Below are 16680 nucleotides of genomic sequence, written 5' to 3'. Positions count from 1 at the left end.
GCGCGGCGGGTTAGCGCCGCCGTTGCCACCAGCGCCCAGTCCGGCTGGCCAGTTCCAGCGGCTGACCGGAGACCCATGCGGTCGCGTCCGGATTGCCGAGCAGGCGTTGCTGCATCGACTCGGCAGTCGGGCAGCCGACGCACAGCAGCGTGTCTCCGGGCTGCAGCATCTCGTCGTCGCCGGGAGTTTCGATCGTGGTGTCGCCGCGGATCAGTCGCAGCACGATCACGCGCCGCCGCTGCGGATGTGCGGAGTCGCTGTGGTCCGGGTCGACACAAAGCTCGGCGATCGTCAGCGGGCGCTCCAGCCTGCCGTCGCTGCCGATCAGCCGCGGCGCATGTTCGGCATCGAGCATGGCGCTCCAGAACCGTGGCGTGTCGTTGCCGAACGCGTCGCGCAGCCGCTCGGACAGCGTGAACGCCCACAACGCGTCCTGGTGACGCGCGGCCTCGAGAAAGTCGGCGAGGAGAGGCGTGCGCAGTGCCGTGAGGCACTGATTGGCGATGATCTCGCTCGGCACCATGGTGATATCGGCACCGAGCTTGGTGAACAGCATGCGGCTGGACCGCTGGTTCTGCCGGGCGATCACGAAGATGTCCGGCTTCAGTCGCCGCGCCGCCAGCGCGATCGCCAAATTCTCCGCATCGTCATCGGTGCCGGCGACGATGCCGGCCGCGCGGCCGATCGATGCTTCGTGCAGCGCTGCGACGTCCGAGCCGCGGCCGTGCACGGCGTGATGGTGATCGACCAGCGAGCCGACCGGGTCGATCATGGCCGCAGTGAATCCGCCGCGCTGCACGGCGGCGACGACCTCGCGGCCGAAACGGCCGTAGCCGCATACGATCCAATGTCCGGGGGCGGCCGGCATCCGGGCCGGCGCGCTCGGAAACAGATAGGCGCCGGGTGCGCCGGTCAGCCAGGCGATCAGCCGATAGACGTCCGGCGCACGCATCGCCAGCGTCAGGTGTTCGGCGAATTCGCGGAACGGGTTGATCACCCGATGGGTGCCGAGCGAATCCATCGAGGCGGCGGTCGCCTGGGTGTCGGCGCGACCGATCACCGGCAAACCTGGACGCAGGATCGAGGCGGCGATCGCGACGGCGAGATTGACCTCGTCGTCGTTGCACAGCGCCAGCACACCCTTGCATTCCGCTTTCATCAGCCCGGCGGTGGTCAGCGTCTCCGGCGAGCGGGCGTCGGCGACCAGCGCAGGCGCTTTGCCGTTCAGTCCCTCGATCTCGAGCTGCTGCACGGCGCGCTCGTCTTTGTCGAGTGCGACCAGGCGTGAGCCGAGCTGGCGTAGCGCGTGCACCACGGTCATGCCGGTGTCGCCGAGCCCGCACACCAGATAGAACGGCTGATCGAGCTTCGCGACCGCGCGGCGAAACCGTCGGTTGACCTGCGTCTGCTGAAACGCCTTCTCCTGAACCAGGCCGAGAAACGAGCCGAGCAGCCAGGCCCAGCCGATCACCGACAGATAGATGATGATGGTGACGAAGACGCGCTGTTGATTGGTGAACGGATGCGGCAGCTCGCCGAAGCCGATCGTGGTGGCCGTGTAGGTGACGAAGTAGAATGCCTCCAACAGCGTCATCCGCCACGGCTGACCTTGGGCGTCGACGCCGGGGATCAGCATCAGGCCGAGCGTCGACAGCGCGAACACCAGCGCCAGCAGCACAAGTGGGAGGCGCAGCCGCGACAGCCCGAGCCAAACGACGCTACGCATCGCCGCGCTCCGCGTCCGGCGCGAGCGTGAAATAGAACGTCGAGCCTTCGCCGAGGCGCGACTGCACCCAGATGCGACCGCCGTGATGGGCCACGATCCGGCGTGTCATCGCAAGGCCGGTGCCGGCACCTTCGGGTTTCAGGCCGGGCCGATCGATGCGGTGGAACATCTGGAAGATCAATTGCTGGTCCGTGTCGGCGATCCCGACGCCGTTGTCGCGCACATAGTAGCGCGGCGGCGTACCGGTCTCGACACCGATTTCGATCCAGCGCTCCGGCTTGTCGTTGTAGCGGATGGCGTTGCCGATCAGATTGGTGAACACTTCGCCGATCCACTCGCGACGACCTTGCACTGTGCCGAGCCGGATCGGCCGGCGCACTTTGATGCGGTCTTCGGCAATGCGGCGCGCGAACGGCGCCAAGGCGTCGTCGACCACGGCATCGAGGTCGACCGTCTCGATCGTTGTGTCGCTGTCTCCCCGGCTGCGGTCGAGCAGCGCATCGACCAGCGCATCCATCCGCTGCGTCAGTTTCAGGATGGTGGCGACCTGCTGGCGGCCTTCCTCGTCGAGCACTTCGCCCTGGCGGCGGCGCAGCGAGGTAGTGAGATGGTGGATGCCGCGTAGATGCTCCTTCAATTCGGCAGACGTGACGTCGGTGTAGCGGCTCAGCTCCGAATGCGAGGCTTCGAGCGCCCGGTTGATCCGCTCGATCCGTCCCTTGCGGGCCGCGACGATCTCGGCGATGGCGGCGCCAAGCTGCGTGGCGGCATCCTTCTCGTCGTCGCGCCACGGCACCGCGCGGCCCTGCACGCTCTCCTTCCACAGCGCGAAGGAGTTTCGCGGCCGCAGCCGCTGCATCCCGTCGGCCTCGCTGATCTCGACCGGCTTGCGCGGGTCGCCGGCCCATTGCACGTCCTCGATCTGTTCGGGGCGCAGCCAGGCGATCAGGATCGGCTGATCGGGCCGCGGCCGCACGGCCAATACACCGCTCGCCTGTTTGGCGACGGCTTGCGCGGCGGGATCGAGGCCCGGCCACCGATCCGTGACGAACACCGGTGTGGCGTGATCGAGTAGCCAGTTTGTCAGTTCGAGCAGCGGCCCGCGGGCTGGTGTGTCGCCGCGGGTCGCTGGCTCGCCGCCGGACAGCACCACAATGCCGCCGGCATCGATCATCGCGTTCAGCAGGTCGAGTGAGCCCGACGTGCGTAACGCAGCACCGACGTCGGCCTCGTTGGTCAGCAGGCGGGTGAGTTCGTCCGCGGCTGCCTTCCTGGCGCTGATCCGCTCGAACTGCTCGGCGTCTTCCTTCGCCGCCATCAGCAGCGACAGCGTGTGGGCGAGAAACTCCGCGGCCATCCGCATCTGATGCGAGATGTGGCGGGGCGCCGCATGATGCATCGCCGAAATCAGGCCCCACAGCCGGCCTTCCTTCACCAGCGGCATCACCAGGGTCGACTGCACGCCCATGTTCTTCAGGTACTCGGTGTACATCACCGAGACGCTGCGCAGGCTCGCGAAGCTCATGTCGACCGGGCCGGCGACCAGCGGCGAGTTCGCGGCCAGCAGCGGCACAGGTGTGTAGCCGACATCCGGCAGGTGCCGCACCCAGCTCAGCGCGAACAGCCGCCGCGCCGGTGCCGGAATGTCGGTCGCCGGATAATGCAGCCCGAGATACGGTTCGAGATCGTCGCGCCTGGCTTCGGCGATCACCTGGCCGCTGCCGTCCTCGGCGAAGCGATAAGCCATCACGCGGTCGTAGCCAGTGAAGGCGCGGATCCGCTCGACGGCCAGATCGAAGAACGTCTGCACGCCCTCGGTGGCCTGCAGCGCGGCGAGGTCGGCGCGGACTTCGGAATACAGGTTCGACGTCGTGCCGGCGCCTTCCGGTTCGGCTTTCTCGAATTCCAGGATGATCAGGCCGCCGCAGCGATGGGCGAACAGATGCCAGCCCTGGTCCGAGCCGAGGAAGGATTCGCGGGCAATGTTGACCGGTCCGCTGTCGAGCGGCATCCGGTGCAGCGAGCCGATCAGCTCGTGCCAACCCGGCCCGAGCACGGAAGCGATCGGGGCGCCGATTACCGCTTCCGGCGGCTTGCCGATGAACGCCGCGCAATTGGCGCTGGCATGCAGCACGCGGTCGGACTGCTCGTCGACGGTGAGCATCGCGCCGTGCGGCTGGATCGCCTCCGGATATTGCACCAGCTCGCGGTCGCAGCTCGACAGGTCGACATTCCTGGCGGTGACGATGCCGCCGCTGTCGGCTTCACCCATCCACGTCCCTCGCTCGGCCTCCAGCCATTCGCCCAAGCACCCGCCTGACGGCACAGCTTGTGACGGCGCCGCGTCGGGCGCCTTGACCCGGATCAGCGCGCCGGCAGGTTCTGCGCGGCTTCCAGATGCGGTGCCAGCAGCTCCATCACGACCCGGCGCTTGTCGCGCATGATTTCTGGCTCGCCCATCTGGCCCACCTCGTGCAGCCAGGTGCCGCACCATTGGAACGGCCCGTCATAGGTGGCGAGGCCGTCGCGGTACGGCACGAAGCGCGACCGAGATTGCTGCAATTTGGCGAGGTCGAGCTTGCTGTAAAGCGGCCCCCAGTTACCGCCACCGGTATCCAGGCCGAGGAACCAGTCCTGGCCGAAGTCGAGCGGCAGATCGCGCACGGCGGCGAACCGCATCATGGTGAAGCCGGCCCACAGGAACCAGCGCTCACTCGGCGGCTCGGTGGTGCGGACGTAGCCATAGACGTCCTGGGTGGCGAGCGGCGCGAACGGATCATCCGGTGCAGTCGGAAACAGGTCGTGGTCGAGCAACCCGAACAGCTCCGGCGCGCCGGGGCGGATGATGTTGTGCCAGATCCAGTTCAGCACGATGCCGTGCGAGCGGCTGCTCTTCTGCCACGGGTTCTCGGGTGCGCGTAAGTAAGGCACGCCGTGGGCGGCGGCGATCTTCTCGATCTCTGCGGCGCGGTCATCGTCGGGCGAATTGTCGACCACGATGTACAGCGCACCCGGCACGAACAGCCGGATCAGTGGTATCTGCAGATCGATCGCCTGCGGATCCTGATACGCCACCGTGAACAGCGCGCGCCGGCCGGTGATCATCCTGGCCACCGCCGCGGGGTCGCCGATTTTGGCAGGCTGCCGGCGATACCGCCGATCGATCCGATTGTACCGCGCGGTCTTCAGACCCTGCGACAGCGGCCGCAGCCGCTTCCAGTCGGCAAAAGTGTAGTCGGAGAGCTTCTTCGGCACGGTTAAGTCTCTGGTCTGTCAGGGGGGCGCCCGATGGTCTCAGCAGCTTCGCCCTGCCGAGGCAAGTTCCGGATGCCGACTTGCGTTGCTCACGGGTTCGTTGCGAGCTTGAGCAGGTAGCGGCCGTAATTGCTCTTCGCGAGCGGCTGCGCCAGCCGTTCGAGCTGGCGCGCGTCGATCCAGCCAAACCGGAAGGCGATCTCCTCGGGGCAGCAGATCTTGAAACCTTGGCGTTTTTCGAGCACGCGCACGAACTCGCCGGCGTCGAGCAGGCTGTCGGGCGTGCCGGTGTCGAGCCAGGCGAAGCCACGGCCCATTTTCTCGACCCTCAACTTGCCGCGTTCCAAGTACGTGCGATTGACGTCGGTAATCTCGAGCTCGCCGCGTGCGGAGGGCTTCAGGTTCGATGCGATGTCGACGACGTCCTGGTCGTAGAAATACAGCCCGGTGACCGCCCAGTTCGAGCGCGGCTGCGCCGGCTTCTCCTCGATCGAACGGGCGACCTGCGCATCGTCGAACTCGACCACGCCGTAGCGTTCCGGATCGCTGACCTGATAGGCGAACACCGTGGCACCCTCCGGATGCTGCGCAGCATTCTGCAGCAGAGGGATCAGGTCGTGGCCGTAGAACAAATTGTCGCCGAGCACCAAGGCTGACGGCTGTCCGGCGACGAAGTCGGCGCCGATGACGAACGCCTGCGCCAGCCCTTCGGGCTTGGGCTGTTCGGCATAGCTGAACGACATCCCCCACGAGGCGCCGTCGCCGAGCAGTTGCTGGAATCGCGGCAGATCGGCCGGCGTCGAGATCACCAGGATATCGCGGATACCGGCCATCATCAGCGTGGCCAGCGGATAATAGATCAGCGGCTTGTCGTAGATCGGCATCAACTGCTTCGATACAGCGGCCGTCATCGGATGCAGCCTGGTTCCGCTGCCGCCGGCCAGAATGATGCCCTTGGTGACCATGTCAGTTCGCGTCCTGCGCAAGTAGCCGCTCGATACACGGTCGCAGCGAATGCCGCCAGTGCGGCAGGCGAATGCCATGAGCGGCGGCGAGCGCCGAGGTGTCGAGCCTGGAGTTCGCCGGCCGCCGCGCCGGGGTCGGGTACTCGTTGGTCGGAATCGGGATCACCTTCGCGGATGGCCCGCCGGCTGCTCGTGATGCGGAGAAAATCGCCTCGGCGAACTCGGCCCAGGTGGCGGTGCCTTCTGCAGTCATGTGGAAGATCCCGCGCAAATCCGACCGGGCCGGCTGCGCCAGCAAATTCCGGACGACGCCCAGCACACCGTCGGCAATATCGAGCGCGCTGGTCGGTGCGCCGATTTGGTCGCAGACCACGCGAACTTCGTCGCGCTGCCGTGCCAGGGCCAGCATGGTGCGGACGAAATTCTTGCCGAATGGGGCGTAGACCCAGGACGTCCGCAATACCGCGTAATCGCGTGCGGCGTCCGCCACCGCGCGTTCGCCGGCGAGTTTACTCGCGCCGTAGACACCGAGCGGCCCGGTGGGTGCGTCTTCGCGATAGGGCTGGTCACTGCTCCCGTCGAACACGTAGTCGGTCGACAGCTGCACGATCGGGGCGCCCAGCTTCGCGGCGGCGCGCGCCACGGCTGCGGCGCCTTCGGCGTTGATTGTGTAGGCGAGTTCCGGCGCGCTTTCGGCCTGATCAACGGCCGTATAGGCCGCAGCATTGACGATCGCGTCGGGCTTGAGGTCGACCAGCGTTGCTTCGATCTCGTTCGGGCGGGTCAGGTCGATCTCCGGACGGGCCAGCAGGATGATCTCTGTGGTCGATCCGGCGGCGCGCTCCCGGAGCGCCTGCGCGACCTGACCGTGACGACCGGTGACGACGATCCGCATCGCGCTACTCGAAATAGCTCGGCAGCGACGCGAGAGGCGGCAGCTTCAGATCCTTGTCCGACAGCACCGCCTGACCGGCGCTCACCGGCCAGCGAATTGCGAGGTCGGGATCGTTCCAGGCGATCCCGAGATCATGCGGCGGCGAATAGTAATTGGTCACCTTGTAGGCCACCACCGTATCGGGCTCGAGCGTGCAGAAGCCGTGCGCGAAGCCGATCGGAATCAGCAGCTGCTTGCCGTCCTCGGCGGACAGTTCTTCGGCCACCCATTGGCCGTAGGTCGGCGAAGACCGGCGGAGATCGACTGCGACGTCCAGGATGCGCCCCTTCGCGACCCGCACCAGCTTGTCCTGTGCGAACGGTGCGCTCTGGAAATGCAGGCCCCGGATGGTGCCGGCCGCGGTCGAAATCGACTGGTTGTCCTGGACGAAGTCGAGCGCAATGCCGTGATCGACGAAGCGCTGCCTGTTGTAGGTCTCGGCGAAGGTGCCGCGGGAATCGGTGAACGCTCTCGGCGTAATGATCTTCACCGCCTCGATCGCGGCGGATGTGACTGTCAGCATGATCTTATGGTTGCTCCGTTCGCCGCTAGATCGCCACGCCGAGACGCTCACCGCGGTACACACCTGAACGGACCCGCTCCCACCACGTCCGATTGTCGAGATACCACTGCACGGTCTGGCGCAGGCCGTCGTCGAAATTGTAGCGCGCACGCCATCCGAGCTCGCGCTCGACCTTGCTGGCATCGATCGCGTAGCGGGCGTCGTGACCGGGGCGGTCGGCGACGAAGCTGATCAGCTTGGCCCGTGATCCGATCGCCGCATCGGGTGCAAGCTCGTCGAGCAGTCCGCAGATCGCCTGCACGACTTCGAGGTTGGTTCGCTCGTTGCGTCCGCCGATATTATAGCTTTCGCCGATCTCGCCGCGCTCGGCGGCGAGCAGCAGCGCATCGGCGTGATCCTCCACATGCAGCCAGTCGCGAACGTTGGCGCCGGTGCCGTACACTGGGATCGCTTCGCCGCGCAGCGCCTTGATGATGGTCAGCGGAATCAGCTTTTCGGGAAAGTGGTACGGGCCGTAATTGTTGGAGCAGTTGGTGATCACGACGGGCAGGCCGTAGGTGTGATGCCAGGCCCGCGCCAGATGATCCGACCCCGCCTTTGAGGCGGAATACGGCGATTTCGGCTGGTACGGCGTATCCTCCTGAAATAGGCCCTCGGCACCGAGCGAGCCGAACACCTCGTCGGTAGAAATGTGATGGAAGCGGAAGCCGTTACGCCGCGGGGCGGGCAGCGCGCGCCAATGCGCCAGCGCCGCCTGCAGCAGCGAATAGGTGCCGACGATGTTGGTCTGGATGAAGTCGCCGGGACCGTCGATCGAGCGGTCGACATGGCTCTCCGCGGCGAGGTGCATCACCACGTCGGGGGAGAACTCGTCGAAAAGCCGGTGCATCGCTGCGGCGTCGACAATGTCGGCCCGCACGAAACGATAGCGTGGATCGTCTGCGACCGGAGCCAGCGATTCCAGATTGCCCGCATAGGTCAGCTTATCGACCACCAGCACCTCGTGCGTGGTCGAGCCGATCAGCCGTCGGACCACTGCCGAACCGATGAATCCGGCTCCGCCGGTGACGAGAAAACGCTTTGTCATCAATCATCTAGGGTTGGGTTGCGGGTGCAATCTAGCGGCCGGCGGTGGCGTTGTCTTCGGTACCGGCCTTATGCCGTCTTTATACCGGGCGGGGCAATTCCGCATCGTATCCTTACGCGCCGCACCGTAGCTGCATCTTAGCCCGTTTGTCAGGAGGCTTCGATGCTGGACGTTCTCATGTTGCTGGTCGCCGCCGCGCTGTTCGCGGCGACGATCGGCTACGCCTATGCCTGTGACCGGATCTGATGGAGGCGGTGATGCCGTTTGAATTGTCACTCGCCGCCGCAGTCAGTGCCGGTTTGTTGATCTATCTGGTGGTCGCGCTGCTGCGCCCGGAAAAATTCTAGGGAGCCGGCCATGACCCTGATCGGTTGGACCCAGATCGCGCTGTTCTGCGCGATCGTCGTGGCGCTGACGCCGTTGCTCGGCGCCTATCTCACTGCGGTTTTCGAAGGCAAGACCACCTGGCTCTCCTTCGCGCTCCGCCCGGTCGAAGCCGGGCTGTATCGCGTCGCCGGCGTCGATCCGCGGCGCGAGCAGCACTGGCTCAGCTACACGGTGGCGATGTTGTTGTTTCACGTCGCCGGCTTCGCTCTGCTGTATGGGCTGCTGCGGCTGCAGAACCTGTTGCCGCTCAATCCGGCCGGGCAGAGTGCGGTGGCTCCGGACCTGTCGCTCAACACCGCGATCTCGTTCCTCACCAACACCAACTGGCAGAACTATGGTGGCGAGAGCTCGTTGTCGTATCTCACTCAGATGCTCGGCCTGACGGTGCAGAATTTCCTGTCCGCTGCGACCGGCATCGTGCTGGCGGTGGCGCTGATCCGCGGCTTCGCCCGTGCGTCGGCCAAGACGATCGGAAATTTCTGGGTCGACGTCACCCGCTGCACCCTCTACGTGCTGCTGCCGCTGTGCGTGGTCCTCGCGCTGTTCCTGGTCTGGCAGGGTGTGCCGCAAACGCTCGGACCCTATGCCGACGCCACCACGGTCGAAGGCGCCAAGCAAACCATCGCGCTCGGGCCGGTGGCGTCGCAGGTCGCGATCAAAATGCTCGGAACCAACGGCGGCGGCTTCTTCAACGCCAATGCGGCGCATCCGTTCGAGAACCCGACCGCGCTGTCGAACTTCGTGCAGATGCTGGCGATCTTCGCGCTCGGCGCAGCCCTCACCAATGTGTTCGGCCGCATGGTCGGAGACCAGCGCCAGGGCTGGGCGATCCTCGCCGCGATGGGCGTATTGTTCGTCGCCGGCGTCGCGGTCTGCTACTGGGCCGAAGCTCACGGCACCGAGGCCATGCAGGCGCTTGGTCTCTCCGGCGGCAACATGGAGGGCAAGGAGACGAGGTTCGGCATCGCCGCCTCGGCACTGTTTGCGGTCATCACCACCGCCGCCTCCTGCGGCGCCGTCAACGCGATGCACGACAGTTTCACCGCGCTCGGCGGCATGATCCCGCTGATCAACATGGAGCTCGGCGAGATCGTGATCGGCGGCGTCGGCGCCGGCCTCTACGGCATGTTGCTGTTCGTGGTGATCACCATCTTCCTGGCCGGGCTGATGGTCGGTCGGACCCCCGAATATGTCGGCAAGAAAATCGAAGCCCGCGAGGTCAAGATGGCGATGCTGGCGATCTTGATCCTGCCGCTGCTGATGCTCGGCTTCACCGCGGTCGCGGTGGTGGTTCCGTCCGCGTTGGCTTCGATGGCCAATGCCGGTCCCCACGGTTTCAGCGAGGTGCTGTACGCCTTCACTTCGCAGGCCGCCAACAATGGCTCGGCGTTCGCCGGGCTGTCCGGCAACACGCCATTCTACAACCTCACAGGCAGCGTCGCGATGTTCCTGGGTCGATTCTGGATGATCGTCCCGGCTATGGCGATCGCCGGCTCGCTCGCCGCCAAGAGGTCCGTCGCTTCCACCGCCGGCACCTTCCCGACCACCGGGCCGCTGTTCGTCGGCCTCCTGGTCGGCACCATCCTGATTGTCGGCGGCCTCACCTTCTTCCCGGCGCTCGCGGTCGGTCCGATCGCCGAGCATCTGTCGATGCTGCAAGGCGCGGCCTATTAGTTCGGAGCAACGGTCATGAAAGTCTCGAAACTGCGCAAGCGGACGTCGTCCGCGACGATGCTCGATCCGGCGATCTTGGTGCCTGCGATCGGTCAGGCCTTCGTCAAGCTGAACCCCCGGACGCTGATCAAGAATCCGGTGATGTTCGTGCTCGAGGTGGTCACCGCGCTCGCCACCGTTCTGACGATCCGCGACGCTCTCACCGACGGCAACAGCATGCTGTTCGAACTGCAGATCACGGTCTGGCTGTGGTTCACGGTTCTGTTCGCCAATTTCGCCGAAGCCGTCGCCGAAGGACGAGGTAAGGCGCAGGCGGACACGCTGCGGCAGACCAGGGCTCAGACCACCGCCAAGCGGTTACTGATGCCGGGCAACAACGAACTGTACGAAGCTGTCGCGGCCGAGCGCCTCGAGGTCGGCGAACTGGTGCTGTGCGAGGCTGGCGACACCATCCCCGGCGACGGCGAAGTGATCGAAGGTATCGCCTCCGTCAACGAGGCGGCGGTGACCGGCGAATCCGCGCCGGTGATCCGCGAATCCGGCGGCGATCGGTCGGCGGTGACGGGCGGCACCACGGTGATTTCCGATCGAATCGTGGTCCGGATCACGACGGCGGCCGGTTCGTCGTTTCTCGACCGCATGATCAAGCTGGTCGAAGGCGCCGAGCGGCAGAAGACGCCGAACGAAATCGCGCTCAATATCCTGCTGGTCGGCCTCACCATCATCTTCGTGGTGGTGGTCGATGCGATCCCGAGCTTCGCGAACTATGCCGGCGGCTCGATCTCCGTGATCGTGCTGGTGGCGCTGTTCGTGACGCTGATTCCGACCACGATTGGGGCGCTGTTGTCGGCGATCGGCATCGCCGGCATGGATCGGCTGGTACGGTTCAACGTGCTGGCGATGTCGGGCCGTGCGGTCGAGGCCGCGGGCGATATCGACACGCTGCTGCTCGACAAGACAGGCACCATCACGTTCGGCAATCGCCTCGCTTCCGAGATCATCCCGGTGCCCGGCGTCAGCGAAGCCGAGGCGGCGGAAGCCGCGTTGCTCGCCAGCCAAGCCGACGAGACCGCCGAAGGACGTTCCATCGTGGCGCTAGCGCGGGAGAAATTCGGGCTGTCGATCGATGCGGCTCCGTCGGACGCGCAATTCATCCCGTTCTCGGCGACGACCCGGTTGTCTGGCATCGACGCCGGCGGCCGCCGCTTGCGCAAGGGTGCGGTCGATTCGGTGCTGAAATTCGTCCGAGACGAATCCGGCGCCGACGTCGCCGAGCCGCCGGCGTTTCGCGCTGCGGTCGATCGCATCGCCCGTGCCGGCGGCACGCCGCTCGGGCTCGCCGAAGCCGGGCGGCTGCTCGGCGTCATTCATCTGAAGGACGTGGTCAAGCCCGACGTCAAGGAGCGCTTCGCGGCGCTGCGACGGATGGGCATCAAGACGGTGATGATCACCGGCGACAATCCGGTCACCGCGGCGTCGATCGCCTCGGAAGCCGGCGTCGACGATTTCATCGCCCAGGCCACGCCCGAGGACAAGCTGCGCTACATCCGCGGCGAGCAGGCCAATGGCCGGCTGATCGCGATGTGCGGCGACGGCACCAACGACGCTCCGGCGCTCGCCCAGGCCGACGTCGGCGTGGCGATGCAGAGCGGCACCCAGGCCGCACGCGAAGCCGGCAACATGGTCGACCTCGATTCCGATCCGACCAAGCTGATCGAGGTGGTCGAGATCGGCAAGCAGCTCCTCATGACCCGCGGCGCGCTGACCACGTTCTCGATCGCCAACGACGTCGCCAAGTACTTCGCCATCATCCCGGCGATCTTCGTGGCGTTCTATCCGCAGCTCGGTGCGCTCAACATCATGGGGCTTTCGACACCGCAAAGCGCCATCCTGTCGGCGATTGTGTTCAACGCGCTGATCATCATCGCGCTGATTCCGCTGGCGCTGAAGGGGGTGACCTACCGGCCGGTCGGCGCCGCCGCACTGCTGCGCCGAAATCTGCTGATCTACGGCCTCGGCGGCATCGTGCTGCCGTTCATCGGTATCAAGGTCATCGATCTCGCGGTGACCGCATTGCATCTGGCCTGAAAGGTGACGCCATGTTGAAGGATATCCGCCCCGCGCTCGTGACGTTCGTTGCACTCGCCTGCCTGACCGGGCTGGTGTATCCGCTGGCCGTGACGGGGATCGCACAAGCGCTGTTTCCCGCGCGCGCGAGCGGTAGTCTGATCGAGCAGGATGGCCGGGTGATCGGCTCGGCGCTGATCGGCCAGTCGTTCGCCGACGCCAAATACTTCCATGGCCGGCTGTCGGCGACGACCGCGCCGGACCCGCAGGATCCCAGCCAAACCGTGCCGGCTCCGTACAACGCCGCCGCCTCCGGCGGCTCCAACCTCGGCCCGACCAGCAAGGTGCTGGCTGACCGGCTGGCCGCGGACGTCGCCGCCGCCAGGCAGGAGAATCGGAATGCGCCGGTGCCGGTCGATCTGGTCACCACCTCGGGCAGCGGCCTCGACCCGGAGATCTCGCCAGAGGCGGCCCTGTTCCAGCTCCCGCGCATTGCCAAGGCGCGGAATCTGCCGGAGGCCGAGCTGCGCGAGCTGGTGGAAAGTCGGATCGAAAGCCGTGACCTCGGCGTGTTCGGCGAACCTCGCGTCAACGTACTGCAATTAAACTTGGCGCTGGATAGATTGGGGCAGAGCCGGCCGAGAACCTGATGTCCACCACCGTCACCGCACGCGCCTCCCCGGATGCCTTGCTGGCGCTCGCCAGCAAGGAGGGGCGCGGCCGGCTGAAGATCTTTGTCGGCGCCGCTCCCGGCGTCGGCAAAACCTATGCGATGCTCTCCGCCGCGCGCAGCGAGCAGGCCGGGGGGCGCGATGTCGTCGCTGGGCTGGTCGAGACCCACGGTCGGCGCGAGACCGAGCAGGTGCTGCAGGGGCTGGAGCAATTGCCGCGCGCCCCTATCGTGTACCGGCATCGGGTGATGCGGGAATTCGATCTCGACGGCGCGCTCGCACGAAAGCCGTCGCTGCTGCTGGTCGATGAATTCGCCCATACCAACGTTCCCGGCAGCCGGCATCCGAAGCGCTGGCAGGATATCGACGAGCTACTCACCGCCGGCATCGACGTCTGGACCACGCTGAACATCCAGCATCTCGAAAGCCTCAACGATGTCGTGCTGAAGATCAGCAAGATCCGGGTGCGCGAGACCGTGCCGGACAAGGTGTTCGATCGCGCCGACGAGATCGTTCTGGTCGACCTGCCGCCGGACGAACTGCTGAAGCGGCTCGCCGAAGGCAAGGTCTATGTCCAGGATACCGCCTCCCGTGCCGTCGAGAGCTTCTTCAAGCCGCAGAATCTGACCGCGCTGCGCGAGCTGGCGCTGCGCCGCGCAGCCGAGCGGGTCGACGCTGCGCTGGTGGAGCGGATGCAGGCGCAGGCGATCGAGGGGCCGTGGGCGGCCGGGGAGCGGATCCTCGCCTGCGTCGGCCCGGATGCGGCCTCGCCCGGAGTGGTGCGGACCGCCAAGCGGCTCGCCGATCTGATGGACGCGCCGTGGATCGCGGTGACGGTGGAGCGCTCCGGCATCGGGCTCGACGCCACGTCACGCAAGCAGGTGGATAGCGCCCTGAAGCTCGCCGAAAGTCTGGGGGCCGAGATCCACACCCTGACCGGCAATGATCTGCCCGATGAACTGCTGCGGTTTGCGCGGTTCGAGAACGTCACCCAGATCGTGATCGGCCGTGCCCGCGGCGGCACGTTGCGCCAGTGGCTGCAAGGCTCGCTGCCGCAGCGATTGATGCAGCGATCGACCGACATCGGCATCCATCTGGTGCCGCTGCCGTCGGATTCGGGTGTTCCGGTGCAGCGGTCGCTGGCGTCGCGGATGAATGCCTCGGCGCCGGCACATTTCCTCTATGCCGCGGTCGCGGTGGCCGGCGCGTTGCTGGTTGGTCGCGGCCTCGCCCAGGTGATTCCGGCGGCGAGCCTGTCGGCGGTGTTCCTGATGGCGGTGCTGTTCAGCGCGGTGAAGTCCGGCGTCGGGCCGGCGATCTTCGCCTCGGCGCTGTCGTTCCTCACCTACAATTTCTTCTTCATCGCGCCGCTCTACACCTTCACCATCGCCGAGCCCTACGAGCTGCTGGCGTTGTTAGTGTATCTGGTGGTCGCCGTGGTCGCCGCCACGCTCGCCGGCCGGCTGCGCGAACAGGCGCGCGTCTCGGCGGGCCGGGTCCGGGCGATGCGCCGGCTGTACGAATTCACCCGAAGGCTGTCCGGGCTGGCGACGATGGATGCGATCGCTGAGGGCGCGGCCAGTGAGATCCACGCCAGTCTCGGCCGCTCGGTGATGGTCCTGTTGCCGCGTGATGACGAGTTGGTGCTGGCCGCGGCCTGGCCGCCGGAGGATTCGCTCGATGAGGCCGCGACCATGGCGGCGCGTTGGGCCTTCACCCACGCCGAGGCGGCTGGGTTCGAAACCGGCACGCTGCCGATCGTGCCGTGGCGGTTTCTGCCGGTGCGCACCGGTGATACGACCTACGGCGTGGTCGGCGTGATGATGCAGGGCAAGGACGGTGCGGCGCTGGATTCCGAAGCGCAGGCGCTGCTCGATACGCTCACCGAGCAGACCGCGGCGGCGCTGCAACGCGCCGCGCTGACCCGCGACATGGTCAGCGCCCGAACCGCGACCGAGACCGAGCGGGTTCGCAACACGCTGCTGGCGTCGATCTCGCACGATTTCCGCACGCCGCTGTCCTCGATCCTGGGGTCGGCGACCAGCCTTCTGACCTATGGCGACAAGATCGACGCCAATGCCACCCGGGATCTGCTCGCCAATATCCGCGAGGAGGCCGAAGGCCTCGACGAGATGGTGCGGAACCTGCTGTCGATCACCCGGATCGAGTCGGGGGCGCTGGAGCTGCGCCGTGACTGGATCGATCTGCGCGAGATCGCCGCGCGGGTGATCGCAGCAATCCGGCGCCGCGGCGCGCCGCAAACCCTGACCCTGCAATGGCCGGCCGCGGTCCCGCTGGTGAATGCCGATGCGGCTCTGATCGAGCAGGCGCTCGGCAATATCGTCGGTAATGCGGTGACGCATACCCCGCCGACATCGCACATCGTGATCGATGCCCAGGTCGAGGCTGGCTGGGTGCGGCTGCGGGTCACCGACGACGGTCCCGGCATTCCTGCGGCGGATCTGCCGCAGATCTTCGAACGGTTCGTGCAGAGCGCCGCCGCCGGACCCGCCTCCACCGATCGTGGCGGCGTCGGCCTCGGGTTGGCAATTGCCCGCGGGATCATGCAGGCCCATGGCGGCACCATTATTGCCGTGAGCCCGGTCGAAGCCGGTCACGGCACCCGGATGGTGCTGAGCTTCGCTTACACGGCCGCGACCGAGGAGCGGACATCATGACCGGCAAGCCACGGGTGCTGGTGGTCGACGACGAACCGGCGATCCTGCGATTTCTGAAGCCGGCGCTCGAAGCCAACGGCTACGAGGTCGCTCACGCCGAAACGGTGGCCGATGCCGTCAAGCACATCGCGTCACAGGCCCCCGACATCGTACTGCTCGATCTCGGTCTGGCCGACGGCGACGGCAAGGAGGTGATCGGCCAGGTGCGGAGCTGGTCCGACCTGCCGATCGTGGTGCTGTCGGCGCGCGAGCGAGAGGCCGAGAAGATTGCTTCGCTCGATCTCGGCGCCGACGACTATGTCAACAAGCCGTTCGCCACCGGGGAGCTGATGGCGCGGATGCGCGCCGCGCTGCGTCACCGGATGCAGCGCCACGACGAGCCGGCCGCGCTGACCGTCGGCGGGCTCGAGATCGACGCGGTGCGGCGGCGGGTGACGCGTGGCGGCGTGGAGATCAAGCTGACGCCCAAGGAATTCGAATTGCTGGCGTTTCTGGTCCGCCACGCCGGTCGGGTGGTCACCCACCGGCAGATCCTGGCGGCGGTGTGGGGACCGGCCCATACTTCGGACACGCAATATCTGCGGGTCTATATCGGCCAGCTCCGGCAGAAGATCGAAGTCCGGGCCGACGAGCCCCAGATCATCCTGACGGAACCGGGCATCGGCTATCGGATCGGCGCGGGGGACGAGCCGCTGCGGTGAGGTTCTCCGGTG

13 protein-coding genes are annotated in these 16680 nt (G+C 66.5%); 6 read left to right on the top strand and 7 right to left on the bottom strand.

Annotated features, from left to right (window positions below; genetic code table 11):
• Positions 1 to 10: 10 nt before the first annotated feature.
• The 7 genes from DNX69_RS15380 to rfbB form a co-directional block, all read right to left on the bottom strand.
• Complete coding sequence (locus DNX69_RS15380) at positions 11 to 1726, bottom strand: potassium channel family protein (protein WP_110786827.1); 1716 nt, start codon at positions 1724 to 1726, stop codon at positions 11 to 13.
• Positions 1719 to 3998, bottom strand: coding sequence for an ATP-binding protein (locus DNX69_RS15375; RefSeq protein ID WP_110786826.1), 2280 nt, complete (start codon positions 3996 to 3998; stop codon positions 1719 to 1721). Before DNX69_RS15375 ends, DNX69_RS15380 begins: the two co-directional genes overlap by 8 nt.
• A 92-nt stretch (positions 3999 to 4090) precedes the next feature.
• Positions 4091 to 4981: a hypothetical protein gene (locus tag DNX69_RS15370; protein WP_110786825.1), complete on the bottom strand. Its 891-nt coding sequence runs from the start codon at positions 4979 to 4981 to the stop codon at positions 4091 to 4093.
• An 89-nt stretch (positions 4982 to 5070) separates the two neighbouring features.
• Positions 5071 to 5946: a glucose-1-phosphate thymidylyltransferase RfbA gene (rfbA, locus tag DNX69_RS15365; RefSeq protein WP_110786824.1), complete on the bottom strand. Its 876-nt coding sequence runs from the start codon at positions 5944 to 5946 to the stop codon at positions 5071 to 5073.
• Position 5947: 1 nt separating this feature from the next.
• Complete coding sequence (rfbD, locus tag DNX69_RS15360; RefSeq protein WP_110786823.1) at positions 5948 to 6841, bottom strand: dTDP-4-dehydrorhamnose reductase; 894 nt, start codon at positions 6839 to 6841, stop codon at positions 5948 to 5950.
• Between the two features lie 4 nt (positions 6842 to 6845).
• Entirely contained in the window at positions 6846 to 7403 is a 558-nt protein-coding gene (gene rfbC / locus DNX69_RS15355; protein WP_110786822.1) for a dTDP-4-dehydrorhamnose 3,5-epimerase, read from the bottom strand.
• Between the two features lie 25 nt (positions 7404 to 7428).
• Positions 7429 to 8490 (bottom strand): dTDP-glucose 4,6-dehydratase, encoded by a 1062-nt coding sequence (gene rfbB, locus DNX69_RS15350; RefSeq protein WP_110786821.1) that lies wholly within the window; start codon positions 8488 to 8490, stop codon positions 7429 to 7431.
• A 257-nt stretch (positions 8491 to 8747) separates the two neighbouring features.
• On the opposite strand from rfbB, the gene kdpF reads away from it, so the two are divergent.
• From kdpF to DNX69_RS15320, 6 genes are read left to right on the top strand one after another with little or no spacing between them, the layout of a single operon-like run.
• A complete protein-coding gene (kdpF, locus tag DNX69_RS15345) occupies positions 8748 to 8837 on the top strand; it encodes a K(+)-transporting ATPase subunit F (protein WP_110787645.1) in 90 nt (29 codons plus the stop codon).
• Positions 8838 to 8847: 10 nt separating this feature from the next.
• Positions 8848 to 10551, top strand: coding sequence for a potassium-transporting ATPase subunit KdpA (gene kdpA, locus DNX69_RS15340; RefSeq protein ID WP_110786820.1), 1704 nt, complete (start codon positions 8848 to 8850; stop codon positions 10549 to 10551).
• A 15-nt stretch (positions 10552 to 10566) separates the two neighbouring features.
• Positions 10567 to 12639, top strand: coding sequence for a potassium-transporting ATPase subunit KdpB (kdpB, locus tag DNX69_RS15335; RefSeq protein WP_110786819.1), 2073 nt, complete (start codon positions 10567 to 10569; stop codon positions 12637 to 12639).
• Positions 12640 to 12650: 11 nt separating this feature from the next.
• A complete protein-coding gene (locus DNX69_RS15330) occupies positions 12651 to 13268 on the top strand; it encodes a K(+)-transporting ATPase subunit C (protein WP_110786818.1) in 618 nt (205 codons plus the stop codon).
• The gene (locus tag DNX69_RS15325; protein WP_110786817.1) at positions 13268 to 15967 is read left to right on the top strand and encodes a sensor histidine kinase; all 2700 of its coding nucleotides are present in this window, start codon (positions 13268 to 13270) and stop codon (positions 15965 to 15967) included. Before DNX69_RS15330 ends, DNX69_RS15325 begins: the two co-directional genes overlap by 1 nt.
• Positions 15964 to 16668: a response regulator gene (locus DNX69_RS15320; protein ID WP_110786816.1), complete on the top strand. Its 705-nt coding sequence runs from the start codon at positions 15964 to 15966 to the stop codon at positions 16666 to 16668. Before DNX69_RS15325 ends, DNX69_RS15320 begins: the two co-directional genes overlap by 4 nt.
• The last annotated feature ends 12 nt before the right edge of the window (positions 16669 to 16680 follow it).

The organism is Rhodopseudomonas palustris, assembly GCF_003226555.1.
GTDB classification, from domain to species: domain Bacteria; phylum Pseudomonadota; class Alphaproteobacteria; order Rhizobiales; family Xanthobacteraceae; genus Rhodopseudomonas; species Rhodopseudomonas palustris_I.
Note: the sequence above shows the minus strand (reverse complement) of the source record. Positions and strands in the feature narration are given on the sequence as shown.

Bases quoted from the DNA above. Each gene is read 5' to 3' on its own strand.
- kdpA (WP_110786820.1), top strand. From the start codon at position 8,848: ATGACCCTGATCGGTTGGACCCAGATCGCGCTGTTCTGCGCGATCGTC.
- kdpB (WP_110786819.1), top strand. From the start codon at position 10,567: ATGAAAGTCTCGAAACTGCGCAAGCGGACGTCGTCCGCGACGATGCTC.
- DNX69_RS15325 (WP_110786817.1), top strand. From the start codon at position 13,268: ATGTCCACCACCGTCACCGCACGCGCCTCCCCGGATGCCTTGCTGGCG.
- rfbB (WP_110786821.1), bottom strand. From the start codon at position 8,490: ATGACAAAGCGTTTTCTCGTCACCGGCGGAGCCGGATTCATCGGTTCG.
- rfbA (WP_110786824.1), bottom strand. From the start codon at position 5,946: ATGGTCACCAAGGGCATCATTCTGGCCGGCGGCAGCGGAACCAGGCTG.
- DNX69_RS15375 (WP_110786826.1), bottom strand. From the start codon at position 3,998: ATGGGTGAAGCCGACAGCGGCGGCATCGTCACCGCCAGGAATGTCGAC.
- DNX69_RS15320 (WP_110786816.1), top strand. From the start codon at position 15,964: ATGACCGGCAAGCCACGGGTGCTGGTGGTCGACGACGAACCGGCGATC.
- rfbC (WP_110786822.1), bottom strand. From the start codon at position 7,403: ATGCTGACAGTCACATCCGCCGCGATCGAGGCGGTGAAGATCATTACG.
- DNX69_RS15330 (WP_110786818.1), top strand. From the start codon at position 12,651: ATGTTGAAGGATATCCGCCCCGCGCTCGTGACGTTCGTTGCACTCGCC.
- kdpF (WP_110787645.1), top strand. From the start codon at position 8,748: ATGCCGTTTGAATTGTCACTCGCCGCCGCAGTCAGTGCCGGTTTGTTG.
- rfbD (WP_110786823.1), bottom strand. From the start codon at position 6,841: ATGCGGATCGTCGTCACCGGTCGTCACGGTCAGGTCGCGCAGGCGCTC.
- DNX69_RS15380 (WP_110786827.1), bottom strand. From the start codon at position 1,726: ATGCGTAGCGTCGTTTGGCTCGGGCTGTCGCGGCTGCGCCTCCCACTT.